We start from the raw sequence: 15070 nt of genomic DNA on the forward strand, positions 1-15070 counted from the left end.
CGCTCCGCTTGGTTCGTTGAAATTGACGTAAAGTATCAGATCGCCGGCTCGACGAGGATCACGTCGCCGACAGCAATGGCGCCGCCCTCGATCACCCTCGCCAGCACGCCGCCGCGCCAGTCCGGGGTGAGCGCCGCCTTCAGCCCGGCGGCCAGCGTCTCCATGCGGCTGCACGGATCGCATTCCTGGGTGATCTCGAGCACGACCGTGCCGATCCGCAGCCGCGTGCCGGGGATCTGCGGCAGGTCGAGCCCGTCGACCAGCAGATTGGCGCGGCGTTCCTGCCACGGCAGGCTGTGGCCAACCGCCGCCATCGCAGCCTCCCAGTCGCCGCGTTCGACCAGCGAGACCTGGCGACGGCCCCGCCCGCCGGGTTTTACCGCGCCGCGGAAGTCGCCCTCCAGCCCTGCCTCAACCGAGACGTTGACGTGGTCGACGACCTCCATCGGCGCCTTGGGAAAGGCATGCCGCGCGATCCCGGCGAGGATGCCGCCCATCCGGTTAGAGGAACTTCGCCATCGCCGCGGCGGTATCGACCATGCGGTTCGAGAAACCCCATTCATTGTCGTACCAGGACACGACGCGGACCAGCTTGCCGTCGATCACCGCCGTCTCGAGGCTGTCCACCGTCGAGCTCTGCGGCGTGTGCATCAGATCGATCGAAACCAGCGGCTCATCCGAATAGACCAGGATGCCCTTGAGCGGACCGCTCTCGGACGCCGCCTTGAGGATGGCGTTGATCTCTTCCTTGCTGGTGTCGCGCTTGGGCGTGAAGGTGAGATCGACCAGGCTGACGTCCGGCACCGGCACGCGGATCGCCGAGCCGTCAAGCTTGCCCTTGAGCTCGGGCAGCACCTCGCCAACGGCGCGGGCGGCGCCGGTGGTGGTCGGGATGATGTTCATTGCCGCTGCACGGGCACGGCGCAGATCGGGGTGGATCTGGTCGAGGATCTTCTGGTCGTTGGTATAGGCGTGGACGGTGGTCATCAGGCCGCGCTCGATACCGACGCTGTCGTTGAGCACCTTGGCGACCGGCGCCAAGCAGTTGGTGGTGCACGACGCGTTCGAGACGATCGTGTGATCGGCGGTGAGCTGGTCGTTGTTGACGCCGAACACCACCGTCAGGTCGACGCCCTTGCCCGGTGCCGAGATCAGCACCTTCTTGGCGCCGGCGTCGATATGCTTCTGGCACGAGGCCTTGTCGGTGAAGAAGCCGGTGCATTCGAGCACCAGCTCGACGGCCAGTTCCTTGTGCGGCAAGTTGGCGGGATCGCGCTCGGCGGTGACGCGGATGCGCTTGCCGTCGATCACCAGATCATCGCCTTCGGCGGCGACGGTGCCGGGGTATTTGCCATGGACGCTGTCGCGGCTGAACAGCCAGGCGTTCGACTTGGCATCGGCGAGATCGTTGATCGCGACCAGCTCGAGATCATGGCCGTCGCGCTCGATGATCGCCCGTGCGACGAGGCGGCCGATGCGCCCGAAGCCGTTGATCGCTACCTTGGTCATCCGAAAGTCTCCTCGCGTGTCGCGTGCTGGATCGTCGCGGCCCTGCCCCGGATCGCAGGGCGCCGGCCACGGCGGGCGGGTCGCCTTTGCGGGGGGCGCCCCACCCTGTCAACCGCCGCATCGCCACCGCCATCGGCGTGAGCCGTCGACGCGACGAGCGGGACGAACGGCGCGGTCAAGCCGGGTTGCCGCGAGAGGTGCGCGCGCTTACTTGCCCTCGATGGCAGACACCCACTCCGCGGTCGACCGGGTCGACGCGGCCCTTGCTCGAATCGAAGCGGCAATCGACGCCCGTGCCCGGGCAGGCGATGCGCTGGCGCGCCGCCATGCCGCGCTTAAAGCGCGAATGGCCGAGGCGGTGAGCGCGCTCGACGACGTCATTGCCCGCGGGAGCAATGGCTGATGGCCGAGGTGACGCTGCAGATCGGCGGCCGCCCGCACACCGTTGCCTGCCGCGATGGCGAGGAAGCCCGCGTCAAACTGCTGGGGCGGATGCTCGGCGAGCGTTGGCCGGCGGCGAACCGCGCGGCAGGCGGCATGGACAGCGAACGCGCGATGCTGCTGGTCGCGCTGATGCTCGCCGACGATCTCGACGAGATGATCCAGCGACCACCCGAAGGCGCCGCGGTGAGCGAGGCCGCGCTGGCGCGGATCGCCGACCGGCTGGAAGCGCTTGCGAATGCCCTTGAGCAGACGCCCTCGACCACCTAGATAGGTGGTGGCGGGTTCTGCCCGGTACGAGCCTCAAACATCCCCGAGGCTATTCTTCATCCTAGGGGGCTGTCCCTGCCCAGGCCCTGGCCTGACGCACATGGTCCCCACCTGACGTTCTGGGCGTCGGAGGATAATTTGGCAAACGGCCACGGCGGGCCCGCCACCCCGCCCCCAATGATTGCCGCAGCGATAGGCTGCTGCGTTTCCTGCGCGGGCAAATCGTGTAGACGGCAGCCATGGTTGTTGCGTCGCGGGGCTGCTGACATGACCGACAAGAACGCGCTTCGTGCCCGGTTGCGGGCTGCTCGCGACCGCTTCGATCGCGCAGGCGCGATCGCGCCGCCCGGCGCCTACCTTCGGCGTCTTACCCACGGCATGACGGTCGCCTCCTACGTCCCGATCGGCAGCGAGGCTTCGCCCTCGGCGCTGGCGCGGGCCGCGAGCGAGGCGGGATGCGTGCTCGCCCTGCCCCATGTCACCACCCGCAGCGAGCCGCTACGCTTCCTCGCCTGGGAAACCGAAGCGGCGCTCGCGAGCGGGCCGCTGGGGCTGCAGCAGCCCGCAGCGACGGCGCGCGAGCTGGGGCCCGACATCATCCTGACGCCGCTGATCGGGTTCGATCGTCGTGGCAACCGGCTCGGCCAGGGCGCCGGGCATTACGATCGCGCCTTCGCGCGCCATCCCCAGGCGTGGCGGATCGGCGTCGCCTGGTCGATACAGGAGGTTGAGGCGCTGATGCCCGATGCATGGGACGTGCCGCTCCACGCGATCGTCACCGAGCGCGAATGGATCGTGGCATGAGCCCGAGCTGGCGCAAGCCTGCCGGCATGCTGGCGATCCTGGCGCTGATCGTCTTATGGTGTGGTATCATCGCCAGCGCCTCGACGACGGTGGGTGGCTGGCACTGGCTGGCGCAGCTTGGCTTCTATGCGGTGGCGGGGATCATCTGGATCGCGCCGTTGAAGCCGCTGCTTCGCTGGATGGAAACCGGCCGCTGGCGGTAGCGCCCTCCCCTGGCGGGGAGTGGCGCGAGTGACGGGGCTCGAACCCGCGACCTCCGGCGTGACAGGCCGGCGCTCTAACCAACTGAGCTACACCCGCAAACCCGGGGACGGACCCGACCCGGGCCATTTGACCCGTGCCTAATCCTGGTTTCTGAGAGGCTTCGATACGCATTCCCGGCAAAAGGAATGGCGCGAGTGACGGGGCTCGAACCCGCGACCTCCGGCGTGACAGGCCGGCGCTCTAACCAACTGAGCTACACCCGCTTAAAGCGTCGAGGCGCGCCAACTAGGCGAGCCGCCGGGGGGTGTCAACGGTCTAATCCGCGCGCCTATTCGCTGGGCTCGTCGGGCGAGCGCTTGCGGTCGCGCTGCTGCTGGACGAGCGTGCCATGTTCGAACAGGAAACCGGTGATGTCGGGCTTGCCCGCGGCACCGATCACGGTCTGGATGATGATCAGCAGCGGCACCGCGAGCAACGCTCCCGCCGTGCCCCATACCCAGCCCCAGAAGCTCAGCGAGATCAGGATCAGGATCGGGCTGATCGTCAGCCGGTGGCCGACCACCAGCGGCGTGATCACATTGGCCTCCACCAGGTGGCAACCGATCATGATCGCCGGCGGCAGCAGCGCCACCCAGATGTCCGAGAAGGTCATCAGCCCGCCGACCGCCATCAGGAACGCCGCAACGATCGGCCCAAAATACGGCACGTAGTTGAGCAATGCGACGATGCCGCCCCACATCAGCGGATAGGGCATGCCGACCAGATACAGCGCGCCGGACACCACCATGCCGAGGATGATGTTGATCACGGTGATCGTGCCGAGATAGGCCGAAACGTCGTCCACCACGTCCTGGATCACCCGCGCCGTCGCCATTGCGCCATCGAAGCTGGTGCGGCCGGTGATGGTGCGCTTGCGCATTCGCGTCCAGCCGGAGAGGAAGAAGAACACGATCAGCACGCCGAAGAAGAATTGCACGATCACCGCCGGCGCCGAGGTGGCGGCAAGCTCGAGGATCGAACTCGGTGGTGCCACCGCAGCGGTTTGTGGCTGGCGCACCGGCGTGGTCGCGATCTGCCGGAACAGGCGGTTCACCGATTTCTCCAGCGTCGAATAGAGATCGAGCAGCGGCGACAGATTATGCTGGATTCGCGAGATGCGGGTCGGCAGCAACTGGAAGAAGTCGGTGGCGGGCACCACGATCGCCGCGATCGCGACATTGGCGACGAGCAGGAACACCAGCACGCAGAGCAGCGCCGCAATCGGTGACGGCAAGCCGCGGCGTTCGAGCCATTCCAGCACCGGCACCAGCGCAATCGCGATCACCAGCGCCGCGGTGAGCGGCATGAAGAACTCGACGCCCGACTTGAGCGCGAATGGCGTGCCGACCACCAGCCCGATACCCGCGATCAGCGTCAGCGCCGCGAGAAGACGATCGCGGCGCTGCGCGATCCGCACGATGTCGTCGATCGGCACCCCCGCATGATGGGCGATCGCCTCTTCATTGTCCGCCGCGGCGGGAAAACTGGGGTGGGAAGCACCTAGGTCTGCCATGACGACACCCTAGCGTCATTCCCGCGCCGTGTAAGCATCCAGCCATCATGGCTGGATCTTTACAGAGTTGAACAGCCGGTGTGGTGCGCGTGACGCCCAGCCATGTTTTTCGCTTGATGATATCGGCCAATCCAGCAATATCCTCCACAAGTTAGAAAGGCGGGTACGCTGCTGAGGTAGATCGGCGCCCCGCTACGCCCTGTCAACGCGGAGAGAAGAATGGCTGCGCCGATCCGTGCCGAGCGGCATGACGACGTCCTCGTCATCATCGCCGACAACCCGCCGGTCAATGCGCTGGGCGCGGCCGTGCGCAGCGGATTGGCGGCTGCGATCGAAGATGGCGAGCGAAATCCGGCGATCGGCGCGATGGTGATCCGCTGCGACGGCCGCACCTTCTTTGCCGGCGCCGACATTACCGAATTCGGCAAGCCGATGCAGGAGCCGGGGCTGCCCGCGGTGGTGGACCGGATCGAGGCCAGCACCAAGCCGATCGTCGCGGCGATCCACGGCACCGCGCTCGGCGGCGGCTGCGAGATCGCGCTGGGCTGTCACTATCGGATTGCCGTCGCCTCGGCCAAGCTCGGCACTCCCGAGGTCAAGCTCGGCCTACTGCCGGGTGCGGGCGGCACGCAGCGGCTGCCGCGGATCGCCGGGGTAGCGTTGGCGCTGGAAATGACCGCGCTCGGCACGCCGATCAGCGCAGCCCGCGCGCACGATGCTGGGCTGATCGATCGGATCGCGGCAACTGATGATCTGGAAGCCGAGGCGATCGCCTTCGCGCGGAGCAAGGTCGGCCAAACGCCCCTGCCCCGCGCGTCGGCGCGCACGGTCGCGCCCGATCCCGCTGCGGTCGAAGAGTTCACCCGCGCCCATGCCCGCAAGTTCCGCGGATTCGATGCGCCTGCCGCCAACATTGCCTGCGTGGTCAAGGCGACCGAGCTGCCCTTCGCCGACGGCATTGCCTTTGAGCGCCAGGAATTCATGCGGCTGATGACCGGCACGCAATCGGCAGCGCAACGCCACCTGTTCTTCGCCGAACGCCAGGCCGCCAAGATCGACGACCTGCCAGCCGGCACGACACCGCGGACGATCCGCCGCATCGGCGTGATCGGCGCCGGGACGATGGGCGGCGGCATCTCGATGAACTTCCTCGCCGCCGGCCTGCCAGTGACGATCGTCGAAACCGCGCCCGAAGCGCTGGAGCGCGGCACCGCGGTGATCCGCGCCAATTACGCCGCCTCCGCCAAGCGCGGCCGCTTCACAGAGGCCAAGGTCGAGGGGATGATGGCACTGCTCAATCCGACGCTAGACCTTGATGCGCTCGCCGACTGCGACCTGATCGTCGAGGCGGTCTATGAGAATATGGCGGTGAAGAAAGAGCTGTTCGCGCGACTCGATGCGATCGCCAAGCCGGGGGCGATCCTCGCCTCCAACACGTCCTACCTCAACATCGACGAGATCGCGGCGGCGACGACGCGCCCTGCCGACGTGGTCGGCATGCATTTCTTCTCGCCCGCCAACGTCATGAAGCTGCTCGAAGTGGTGCGGGGTGCCGCGACTGCGCCGGATGTGCTGGCGACGGTGATGGCGCTGGCGCGGACGATCGGCAAGGTCGCGGTGGTCAGCGGCGTTTGCGAAGGATTCATCGGCAATCGCATGCTTTCGCAGCGACAGATTCCCGCGATCGCGATGCTGATCGAGGGCGCACTGCCAGCGCAGAGCGATGCGGTGCATACACGCTTCGGCATGCCGATGGGACCATTCCAGATGGCCGACCTCGCCGGGGTCGATATCGGCTGGCACAGGGATCCAACCCGGATCGAGAGCATCCGCGATGCGCTCGCTGCCGAGGGGCGCTGGGGGCAGAAGACGCAGGCCGGCTTCTACGATTACGACGCGCAGCGCACGCCGACGCCATCGGACAAGGTCGCCACCATCATTGATGAATTTCGCCGTCGTGCCGGCGTGACCCCGCGGGAGATCAGCGACGAGGAGATCGTCGAGCGCACGCTCTACCCGATGGTGAACGAAGGTGCGCGCATCCTTGCCGAGGGTATCGCGCAGCGCGCGTCCGATATCGATGTGGTGTGGGCGTTTGGCTATGGCTGGCCGGTGTATACCGGCGGCCCGATGTTCTGGGCCGACACGGTGGGATTGCCCCGGATCGTCGCCGCGCTCGACAAGCATGGCATCGAGGTGGCGCCGCTACTCCGCGCCAAGGCCGACAGGGGTGAACGCTTTGTCGGCTGATGGCGCTGCCCTGGCCGGACCAGCAGGAGGACTTGCATGAGCGATCTCGACGCGTTCAGGACCCACGCCCGTGCCTGGCTTGCCGAGCACTGCCCGCCGGCGATGCGCGAGCCGGTGCGCAGTGATCGGGATGTGTGCTGGGGTGGCCGCCGCTACACGCCAAGTTCGCCCGAGCAGAAGGCCTGGCTCGACGCGATGGCCGCGCGGGGCTGGACGGTGCCCGATTGGCCGAGCGCCTATGGCGGCGGCGGCTTGTCGGCGGCCGAGACCAAGATCCTGCGCGAGGAGATGGCTGCGATCCACGCGCGCAATCCCTTGAACTCGTTCGGCATCTCGATGCTCGGGCCGGCGCTGCTCAAATATGGTACGGAAGCGCAGAAGCTCGAGCATCTGCCACGAATCGCGCGCGGCGAGATCCGCTGGTGCCAGGGCTATTCCGAACCCAATGCCGGCTCGGATCTCGCTGCGCTCGCCACCGCGGCCGAGGACGGCGGCGACCATTATCTGGTCAGCGGCCAGAAGGTATGGACCTCCTATGCGGACAAGGCCGACTGGATCTTCTGCCTGGTGCGCACCAGCAAGGCGAGCAAGCAGGGCGGGATCAGCTTCCTGCTGTTCGACATGGCGAGCGAGGGCGTCTCCACCCGCCCGATCCTGCTGATCAGCGGCAATTCGCCTTTCTGCGAGACCTTCTTCGATCAAGTGAAGGTGCCCAAGGCCAACCGCGTTCATGACGAGAATAAGGGCTGGGACGTCGCCAAATATCTGCTCGGCCATGAGCGCGAGATGATCAGCGGCATGGGATTGGGCCAAGGCGCGCGCAATCCGCTGATCGATGGCGCGCTCGCTACGATCGGCCTCGACGCCGAAGGCCGATTGGCCGATCCGGTGCTCCGCGCCCAGATCGCGCTGTTCGAGGTCCGCGCCAGCGCCTTTTCCGCCATGTCGGAGCGGTTCATCGACCAGCTGAAAGCCGGCCAGGCTCATCCCGCCCAGCCCTCGATGATGAAGTACGTCGGCACCGAGCTCAACAAGCAGCGCCATGAGCTGGCGATGGCGGCCGGCGGATCCGATACGCTCGAATGGGAGAGCGAGGCGTCGAACGGCGGCGCGGCGGCGCGGACGTGGCTGCGCACCAAAGCCAATTCGATCGAGGGCGGCACCAGCGAGATCCAGCTCAACATCATCGCCAAGCGGATCCTCGATCTGCCGGGTGCCTGATCGCCGCTCCCGCAACCACCTCCACGAAGGCCAAGACAATGCCGCTGTACCTCACCGACGAACAGGACATGCTGCGCGACACCGCGCGCGACTTCATCGCCGAGCGCGCACCGGTCGCCCATCTGCGCCAGTTGCGCGACATCGATGATGCGACCGGCTTCTCGCGTGAGCTGTGGAAGCGCTTCGCCGAGATGGGCTTCACCGGGATCCTTGTTCCCGAAGCCGAGGGCGGCCTCGCGCTAGGGCATGTCGAGGCCGGCATCGTGCTCGAGGAGATCGGCCGCAACCTGTCGCCCTCCCCGTTCCTGTCTACCGCGGTGGCGGCGGTAGAGGCGCTGAAGGGCAGTGCGCAGGCCGCGCACTGGTTTCCGGGGATCGTCGCTGGCGACACCATCGCGGCGCTTGCGGTCGACGAGGGCGCCAAGCATCGTGAGACGATCGGCCTGCGCGCCGAGCGGGCTGGCAACGGCTTCGTCCTCACCGGGCGCAAGCAGTTCGTGGTCCACGGCCATGTCGCCGACCTGCTGATCGTCGCCGCGCGCACCGCCGGTGCTGCGCCGGACCAGGACGGCATTACTTTGTTCGCCATCGATCACGGGATGAAGGGCCTGACCGTCGAGCCGCAGCGTCTCGCCGATGCGAGCCTGGCTGCCCGGATCGACTTCGACCGGGTCGCCGTGGATGGCGATGCGGTGATCGGCACGGTCGATGACGGCCGCGCGCCGCTCGAGCGGCTGCTCCGCGCCGGCCGTGCCGGGGTCGCTGCCGAGCTGCTCGGGGTCGGCAGCGGGGCGATGGCGATGACGCTCGACTATCTCAAGCAGCGCACCCAGTTCGGTCAGGCGATCGGCAGCTTCCAGGCATTGCAGCATCGTGCCGCGCATCTCTACAGCGAGCTGGAGATCGCGCGCGCGGCGACGCTGAAGGCGCAGCAACTGCTCGACAGCGGCGAGGCCGCGGCCGACGAGGCGGTATCGGTGGCCAAGGCGATGAGCGCGATGGCGACGACGCTCGCGGTGCAGGAGGGCGTGCAGATGCACGGCGGCATCGGCATGACCGATGACTATGACATCGGCTTCTTCATGAAACGGGCACGCACCCTCACCGAGATGTTCGGCGACATCGGCTTCCACGCCGACCGGCTGGCACGGATCGCCGGCTATTGAGGAACGCTATAGGCTTGTCCAGCGCTTGTGACCCTCTCTAGGCTGGCGCCAACCGGCGCCTGGCGCCCCGATGCGAGACGGTGATGACAGACAAGCAGTCCCCCGAACAACTGACCGCCGGCCTGGTGGCGCTGCTCGATGTCGAGGAGATCGATACCGACCTCTACCGCGGCGCGCGCCAGCCCGGCGGTCGCGGGCGGGTGTTCGGCGGGCAGGTGATTGCCCAGGCATTGCAATCGGCCCAGCGCTCCACCGAGGGCAAGGACGCGCACTCGCTCCACGCCTATTTCATGCGGCCGGGCGACGAGAACCACCCGATCATCTTCCGCGTGGTGCGCGACTTCGAGGGGCGCAGCTTCGCCACCCGGCGGGTGATCGCGATGCAGCAGGGCCGGCCGATCCTCAATATGGCCGCCTCGTTCCAGACCCCCGAGGAGGGCCTCCACCACCAGGATGCGATGCCCGATGTGCCGCCGCCCGACGAGCTCGCCTGGGAGCATGAGCTGCGCCACCGGCTCGCCGATCAGATCCCCGAGGCGTATCGCGAGACCTTCCTGCGCCGGCAGAGCGCGATCGACATCCGGCCGGTCGACCCGCGCAGCTGGATCGAGCCAGCCAAACGCCCGCCGCACGGCGCCTGCTGGTTCCGGATCGTCGCGCCGATCGCCGACGATCCCGCCCTTCACCGCGCCGTGCTCGCTTATGCCTCGGACATGGCGCTGCTCGGCACCTCGATGCTGCCGCATGGCGTGACCTGGCTGATGCCGCAGATGCAATGCGCCAGCCTCGATCACGCCTTGTGGATCCATGAGCCGCTACGGGCCGACGACTGGCTGCTCTATGTCACCGACAGCCCCTGGGCCGGCCATGCGCGCGGCATGAACCGGGGCACCATCTTCACCCGCGACGGCCGGCTGGTCGCCAGCGTTGCGCAGGAGGGACTGATCCGCAAGCGCGGCTCAGTTTAGAACGCCAGGCCGATGGTGACGCCGCCATCGACCACCATCGCCTGGCCGGTCATGTAGCGGCTGGCGTCGCTGGCCAGATAGACCACCGCTCCCGCGATATCGACGGGGTCGCCGAGCCGGCGCAGCGGGGTGGCGCGGCTGCTGCGCTGCTCGGCCTCGGGCGTGTCCCACAAAGCGCGGGCGAAGTCGGTCTTGATCAGCCCGGGGGCGATGCAGTTCACCCGGACGTTGTCGATGCCATATTCGACGGCATAGTTGCGGGCGAGCTGGAAGTCGGCGGCCTTGGAGACGTTGTAGGCGCCGATCACCGGCGAGCCGCGCAGGCCGCCGACCGACGAGACGATCACGATCGAGCCCGCCTTGCGCTCGCGCATCTCGGGGGCGACCATCTGGATCAGCCAGTGGTTGGAGAGGACGTTGTTCTCGAGGATCTTGCGGAACTGCTCGTCCTCGATGCCGGCCATCGGCCCGTAATAGGGGTTGGAGGCGGCGTTGCAGACGAGGACGTCGATGCGGCCGAAGGCGCGGCGGGTCTTGTCGACGAGGTGCTGGAGCGCGGGCTTGTCGGAGATGCTCGCCGCGACCGCGATCGCGCGGCCGTCGCCATGCTCGGCGTTGATCGCCGCCGCGACCGCGTCACAGGCCGCCTGCTTACGGCTGGAGATGACCACCCGCGCGCCCTGGCGGGCCAGCTCGACCGCGCTCGCCTGGCCGATGCCGCGCGACGAGCCGGTGATGATGGCGACCTTGCCGGTGAGATCGAACAGCGACATGGCTAACTCCTTAACTTGTCTAACTTCACGCATATCGCACACGGTGCGATGCTGAGAGGCGGTGTGAACGGCGGCGCCTAAGTACCGGCCATTTGAGCGAAATGCCATGAAGCACTGGCCAGGCGATAGACCTGCGCGGCCGATGCCTCGGCCTGGGCGTTCGAGGCGGTGCCATCGACGATGCGCTTCTTGATGCCCTGGACGATGCCGGTGAGCCGAAATAGATTGTAGGCAAAATACCAGTTGAGATTGGGGACGCCGTCACGACCGGTGGCACGGCAGTATCGCTCGGTCATCGCCTCGATCGTCGGGATGCCGGTGGCGGCGCCGGTGCGGCCGAGCACGCCCGAGCGGCCTTCGGGCTCGGTGACCCAGCTCATCAGGAAATAGGAAAAGTCGGCGAGCGGATCGCCGAGCGTCGACAGCTCCCAGTCGAGCACCGCGATCACCTGCGGCGCGGCGGGGGCAAAGATCAGATTGTCGATGCGGTAATCGCCATGGACGATCGCGGTGCGGGTCTGCGGCGGCAGCGTGCGCGGCAGAAAGTCGATCAGCCGCTCGACCTCGGGCATCGTCTCGGTCTCGCTGGCACGATACTGGCGGGTCCAGCGCTCGACCTGGCGCGCGAAGTAATTGCCGGGCTTGCCGTAATCGGCGAGGCTGGCCGCTTGATAGTCGATCGTGTGGAGCGCGGCGAGGGTGTCGACCATCGCCTCATACAGCGCGGTGCGCTCGGCGGGCGCGCTGCCGGGTAGCGTGCCGTCCCACAGGTTGCGGCCATCGGCGAGCGCCATGACGTAGAACATCGCGCCGATCACGCCCTCGTCGCTGCATAACGCATAAGGCCGCGCGACCGGGAAGCCGCTGGGATGAAGCGCGGCGATCAGCCGATATTCGCGATCGACCGCATGAGCGCTCGGCAGCAGCGCGCCGAACGGCTTGCGGCGCAGGACATAGGCGCCGCCGGGGGTGTCGAGCCGATAGGTGGGGTTGGACTGGCCACCGGGGAATTTGGCGTAGCTGAGCGGGCCGGCGAAGCCGGGAATGTGGGCTTCGAGCCAGGGGACGAGCTTGGTCGTGTCCAGCTCTTGGGTGGAGGTCATGGGATCATCGCCGGAATTTAAGCTTTCGCTGGGATGACGGAATGGTAGCGGTGGGGTGGCGCGGGCTCATGCGTGGCGGCCGAGCTCTGCGCGGGCGATGGCGCGGTTGTGGACCTCGTCGGGGCCATCCGCGAAGCGCAGGGTGCGCATCGCCGCCCAATCATGGGCGAGCGGGAAATCGGCGGAGACGCCGGCGCCACCATGCGCCTGGATGGCATCGTCGAGAATCTTGAGCGTCATGGTCGGCGCCTGGACCTTGATCATCGCAATCTCGAGCTGCGCCGATTTGTTGCCGGCACGATCCATCATGTCGGCGGCCTTGAGGCAGAGCAGCCGGGTCATCTCGATGTCGATGCGCGCGCGCGCCAGCCGCTCCTCCCACACCGAATGATCGGCGATGCGCTTGCCGAACGCGACCCGCGCCTGCAGCCGCCGCGCCATCGCCGCGATCGCCTCCTCGGCGACACCGATGGTGCGCATGCAATGGTGGATGCGGCCCGGGCCGAGCCGCCCTTGCGCGATCTCGAACCCCCTGCCCTCGCCGAGCAGCATGTTGGCGGCGGGGACGCGGACCGCGTCGAGCACCACCTCGCCGTGGCCGTGCGGCGCGTGATCATAGCCATAGACCGACAGCATCCGCTCGATCCTCACCCCCGGCGCGTCGAGCGGGACCAGGATCATGCTCTGCTGGGCGTGGCGACTGGCAGCAGGATCAGTCTTGCCCATCACGATCGCGATGCGGCAGCGTGGGTCGCCGACCCCGCTCGACCACCATTTGCGCCCGGTGATGACGTAATCGTCACCGTCGCGGGTGATCCGTGTCTCGATATTGGTCGCATCGGACGATGCCACCGCCGGCTCGGTCATCAGGAAGGCGGAGCGGATCTCGCCATCCATCAACGGTTGCAGCCAGCGGTCCTTCTGCGCGCGCGTACCGTAACGATGAAGAACCTCCATGTTGCCGGTATCTGGCGCCGAGCAGTTGAAGCATTCCGATGCCCAGCCGACCCGCCCCATCTCCTCGGCGCAGAGCGCATATTCGAGGTTGCTGAGCTGGGTGCCCGCGAAGGCGAAGCTGTCATCGACCGGCGCCGGCCCGGCGTGCGGCGGCATGAACAGGTTCCACAGTCCCTGCGCCCTGGCGAGCGCCTTCACCTCCTCGATCACCGGAATCACTTTCCAGCGCTCGCCCTCCTTCGCCTGGCGATCATGCTCGGCCTGGCGCGGACGGATGTGCTGGTCGATGAAGCCGCGGACCGAATCGCGCAGCGCGGCCTCGCGTTCGCCCAGCGTGAAGTCCATGACCGCTCTCCTGCCCGTATCGTTGCCGCGATCTAGACCGTACCGCATCTTCGGTAAAGCACCGCGCGCGGTCGCTATGCCACGCCGTTCAGCAGATGGTTGAGCGGCACGGCACGGCATTCGAAAAAACACTGTTTGTTCGAATAGTCGGTTGGTAAGGTGGCCGGATGCAGGAAGACGGCACGGCGGAACCCGACGGCGAACCCAACAGCGAGCCCACCAGCGAACAGGGCACCAAGCGGTTTCGGGCGAAACGCGATGCGATCCTCGCCGCGGCGGCGGAGGCGATCAACGAACAAAGCGCCAAGGGCATGACCTTTGCCGACGTGGCGCGGCGCGTGGGGCTCAACACCACCAGCGTCACTTACTATTTCAAGCGCAAGGAGGATCTTGCCGCGGCGGCGTTCGAGCACACGCTCGACTATCTGCTGGTGATGCTCGACACCGCGCTGGAAGAGCCGACGCCGCAACAGCGGGTGCGGCGCTATCTCGCGCTCAACATGGCGCGGCTCGAGCGCGTGCAGCGTGGCGAGGAGCGGCCGATGGCGGTGCTCGCCGATCTGCGCGCCACCGAGGAGCCGATCCTAGGCCGGCTGATGGCGGGGTGGCGCGAGGTGTTCCGGCGCACGAGAAGCCTGTGGGGAACCCCCAAGGGCCGTGCCCAGACCGATTTGTTCGGCGCGCGCGCGCATGTGCTGCTCGAGAACACCTTCTGGCTGCCGGCGTGGCTCGATCGCTACGAGCCCGATCAATATGCGCGGGTGGAAGTGCGGCTGATGGACGTGTTCGCGCATGGCATTGCCGGTGCCGATGCGCGCTGGTCGCCGACGATGCTCGACCTGTCGCATGGCGAGGCCGAGCCGGGCCGCGCCCAGTTCCTGCTCGCGGCGACGCGGCTGATCAACGAGATGGGCTATCGCGGCGCCTCGGTGCAGCGCATCGCCGCCGAGCTCAACGTCACCAAGGGCAGCTTCTACCACCATCTCGACGCCAAGGACGATCTCGTCACCGCCTGCTACCAGCGCAGCTTCGACACGATCAACCAGGCGCAGGAACTCGCCGACACCGCTGGCGGCAGCTATTGGCACCGATTGTCGAGCACGATCGCGACGCTGCTCGACGTCCAGTTCGCCGAGCGCGCGCCGCTGCTGCGGACGACCGCGCTAAGCGGGCTGCCGGCCGCGGAGCGCAGCGCGATGGTGGACCGCTCGAACCGCATCGCGCGGCGCTATGCGGGAACGATCATGGACGGCATCGCCGAAGGATCGCTGCGCGCGGTGGACGCGCTGATCGCGGCACAGACGCTGATGGCGCTGCAGAATGCGGCGTTCGACATGCGCAAATGGGCCTCGACCATGCCGCGCGAGCGGGCGATCGGCATGTATGCCTCGACGCTGCTGTTCGGGTTGTTCGACGATCGGGTGGCGGGGTAGGACTTGGCGTTTCGACCGTTACCCCAGCGGAAGCTGGGATCTCAAGCGGCTTCTGACCCGCGCCATCGCTTGAG

At 67.3% G+C, this 15070-nt stretch carries 15 protein-coding genes and 2 tRNA genes; 9 read left to right on the forward strand and 8 right to left on the reverse strand.

From position 1 onward, the window contains the following. Positions 1–35: 35 nt before the first annotated feature. Positions 36–497: an MOSC domain-containing protein gene (locus tag OXR60_RS01400; RefSeq protein ID WP_267393299.1), complete on the reverse strand. Its 462-nt coding sequence runs from the start codon at positions 495–497 to the stop codon at positions 36–38. Between the two features lie 4 nt (positions 498–501). After that, complete coding sequence (gap, locus tag OXR60_RS01405; protein WP_267393301.1) at positions 502–1509, reverse strand: type I glyceraldehyde-3-phosphate dehydrogenase; 1008 nt, start codon at positions 1507–1509, stop codon at positions 502–504. A gap of 220 nt (positions 1510–1729) precedes the next feature. Between gap and OXR60_RS01410 the strand changes: the two genes are divergently transcribed. From OXR60_RS01410 to OXR60_RS01425, 4 genes are all read left to right on the forward strand, one after another. Further along, positions 1730–1912 (forward strand): hypothetical protein, encoded by a 183-nt coding sequence (locus tag OXR60_RS01410; protein ID WP_267393303.1) that lies wholly within the window; start codon positions 1730–1732, stop codon positions 1910–1912. Beyond that, entirely contained in the window at positions 1912–2220 is a 309-nt protein-coding gene (locus tag OXR60_RS01415; RefSeq protein ID WP_267393305.1) for a cell division protein ZapA, read from the forward strand. The genes OXR60_RS01410 and OXR60_RS01415 overlap by 1 nt, the downstream gene beginning before the upstream one ends. A 267-nt stretch (positions 2221–2487) precedes the next feature. Continuing rightward, a complete protein-coding gene (locus OXR60_RS01420; RefSeq protein WP_267393307.1) occupies positions 2488–3024 on the forward strand; it encodes a 5-formyltetrahydrofolate cyclo-ligase in 537 nt (178 codons plus the stop codon). Next, on the forward strand, positions 3021–3227 hold the full coding sequence (locus OXR60_RS01425; protein ID WP_267393309.1) for a DUF2842 domain-containing protein: 207 nt from the start codon (positions 3021–3023) through the stop codon (positions 3225–3227). The genes OXR60_RS01420 and OXR60_RS01425 overlap by 4 nt, the downstream gene beginning before the upstream one ends. A 20-nt stretch (positions 3228–3247) precedes the next feature. Here OXR60_RS01425 and OXR60_RS01430 read toward each other — a convergent pair. The 3 genes from OXR60_RS01430 to OXR60_RS01440 form a co-directional block, all read right to left on the reverse strand. Next, positions 3248–3324: transfer RNA gene (locus OXR60_RS01430), tRNA-Asp, on the reverse strand. 90 nt (positions 3325–3414) lie between these two features. Next, a tRNA-Asp gene (locus OXR60_RS01435) sits at positions 3415–3491 on the reverse strand. Between the two features lie 65 nt (positions 3492–3556). Beyond that, the gene (locus OXR60_RS01440) at positions 3557–4780 is read right to left on the reverse strand and encodes an AI-2E family transporter (protein WP_267393311.1); all 1224 of its coding nucleotides are present in this window, start codon (positions 4778–4780) and stop codon (positions 3557–3559) included. 219 nt (positions 4781–4999) lie between these two features. Here OXR60_RS01440 and OXR60_RS01445 point away from each other — a divergent pair, with 219 nt between their 5' ends. From OXR60_RS01445 to OXR60_RS01460, 4 genes are all read left to right on the forward strand, one after another. Beyond that, positions 5000–7030 carry a 3-hydroxyacyl-CoA dehydrogenase NAD-binding domain-containing protein gene (locus OXR60_RS01445; protein WP_267393312.1) on the forward strand — a complete coding sequence of 677 codons (2031 nt, stop codon included), beginning with the start codon at positions 5000–5002 and terminating at the stop codon, positions 7028–7030. Between the two features lie 36 nt (positions 7031–7066). Then, entirely contained in the window at positions 7067–8251 is a 1185-nt protein-coding gene (locus OXR60_RS01450; protein ID WP_267393313.1) for an acyl-CoA dehydrogenase family protein, read from the forward strand. A 38-nt stretch (positions 8252–8289) separates the two neighbouring features. Beyond that, on the forward strand, positions 8290–9417 hold the full coding sequence (locus OXR60_RS01455) for an acyl-CoA dehydrogenase family protein (RefSeq protein WP_267393314.1): 1128 nt from the start codon (positions 8290–8292) through the stop codon (positions 9415–9417). Between the two features lie 83 nt (positions 9418–9500). Continuing rightward, entirely contained in the window at positions 9501–10385 is an 885-nt protein-coding gene (locus OXR60_RS01460; RefSeq protein ID WP_267393316.1) for an acyl-CoA thioesterase II, read from the forward strand. On the opposite strand, the gene OXR60_RS01465 is transcribed toward OXR60_RS01460, so the two are convergent. From OXR60_RS01465 to OXR60_RS01475, 3 genes are all read right to left on the reverse strand, one after another. After that, positions 10382–11158, reverse strand: coding sequence for an SDR family oxidoreductase (locus OXR60_RS01465; RefSeq protein WP_267393318.1), 777 nt, complete (start codon positions 11156–11158; stop codon positions 10382–10384). The two genes, OXR60_RS01460 and OXR60_RS01465, sit on opposite strands and share 4 nt — an antisense overlap. 77 nt (positions 11159–11235) lie before the next feature. Further along, a complete protein-coding gene (locus OXR60_RS01470; RefSeq protein WP_267393320.1) occupies positions 11236–12261 on the reverse strand; it encodes a phosphotransferase family protein in 1026 nt (341 codons plus the stop codon). A 66-nt stretch (positions 12262–12327) separates the two neighbouring features. After that, a complete protein-coding gene (locus OXR60_RS01475) occupies positions 12328–13563 on the reverse strand; it encodes an acyl-CoA dehydrogenase family protein (RefSeq protein ID WP_267393321.1) in 1236 nt (411 codons plus the stop codon). A gap of 167 nt (positions 13564–13730) precedes the next feature. Between OXR60_RS01475 and OXR60_RS01480 the strand changes: the two genes are divergently transcribed. Beyond that, positions 13731–14996, forward strand: coding sequence for a TetR/AcrR family transcriptional regulator (locus OXR60_RS01480; RefSeq protein ID WP_267393323.1), 1266 nt, complete (start codon positions 13731–13733; stop codon positions 14994–14996). Positions 14997–15070: the final 74 nt, after the last annotated feature.

It is taken from the genome of Sphingomonas sp. GC_Shp_5, assembly GCF_026540855.1.
In the GTDB taxonomy this organism is placed as follows: Bacteria; Pseudomonadota; Alphaproteobacteria; order Sphingomonadales; family Sphingomonadaceae; genus Sphingomonas.

What these genes read in the sequence shown, in the direction of transcription:
- OXR60_RS01415 (WP_267393305.1), top strand. Translation starts at nt 1,912, where the DNA reads ATGGCCGAGGTGACGCTGCAGATCGGCGGCCGCCCGCACACCGTTGCC.
- gap (WP_267393301.1), bottom strand. Translation starts at nt 1,509, where the DNA reads ATGACCAAGGTAGCGATCAACGGCTTCGGGCGCATCGGCCGCCTCGTC.
- OXR60_RS01400 (WP_267393299.1), bottom strand. Translation starts at nt 497, where the DNA reads ATGGGCGGCATCCTCGCCGGGATCGCGCGGCATGCCTTTCCCAAGGCG.
- OXR60_RS01480 (WP_267393323.1), top strand. Translation starts at nt 13,731, where the DNA reads ATGCAGGAAGACGGCACGGCGGAACCCGACGGCGAACCCAACAGCGAG.
- OXR60_RS01410 (WP_267393303.1), top strand. Translation starts at nt 1,730, where the DNA reads ATGGCAGACACCCACTCCGCGGTCGACCGGGTCGACGCGGCCCTTGCT.
- OXR60_RS01440 (WP_267393311.1), bottom strand. Translation starts at nt 4,780, where the DNA reads ATGGCAGACCTAGGTGCTTCCCACCCCAGTTTTCCCGCCGCGGCGGAC.
- OXR60_RS01465 (WP_267393318.1), bottom strand. Translation starts at nt 11,158, where the DNA reads ATGTCGCTGTTCGATCTCACCGGCAAGGTCGCCATCATCACCGGCTCG.
- OXR60_RS01475 (WP_267393321.1), bottom strand. Translation starts at nt 13,563, where the DNA reads ATGGACTTCACGCTGGGCGAACGCGAGGCCGCGCTGCGCGATTCGGTC.
- OXR60_RS01470 (WP_267393320.1), bottom strand. Translation starts at nt 12,261, where the DNA reads ATGACCTCCACCCAAGAGCTGGACACGACCAAGCTCGTCCCCTGGCTC.
- OXR60_RS01420 (WP_267393307.1), top strand. Translation starts at nt 2,488, where the DNA reads ATGACCGACAAGAACGCGCTTCGTGCCCGGTTGCGGGCTGCTCGCGAC.
- OXR60_RS01455 (WP_267393314.1), top strand. Translation starts at nt 8,290, where the DNA reads ATGCCGCTGTACCTCACCGACGAACAGGACATGCTGCGCGACACCGCG.
- OXR60_RS01450 (WP_267393313.1), top strand. Translation starts at nt 7,067, where the DNA reads ATGAGCGATCTCGACGCGTTCAGGACCCACGCCCGTGCCTGGCTTGCC.
- OXR60_RS01445 (WP_267393312.1), top strand. Translation starts at nt 5,000, where the DNA reads ATGGCTGCGCCGATCCGTGCCGAGCGGCATGACGACGTCCTCGTCATC.
- OXR60_RS01425 (WP_267393309.1), top strand. Translation starts at nt 3,021, where the DNA reads ATGAGCCCGAGCTGGCGCAAGCCTGCCGGCATGCTGGCGATCCTGGCG.
- OXR60_RS01460 (WP_267393316.1), top strand. Translation starts at nt 9,501, where the DNA reads ATGACAGACAAGCAGTCCCCCGAACAACTGACCGCCGGCCTGGTGGCG.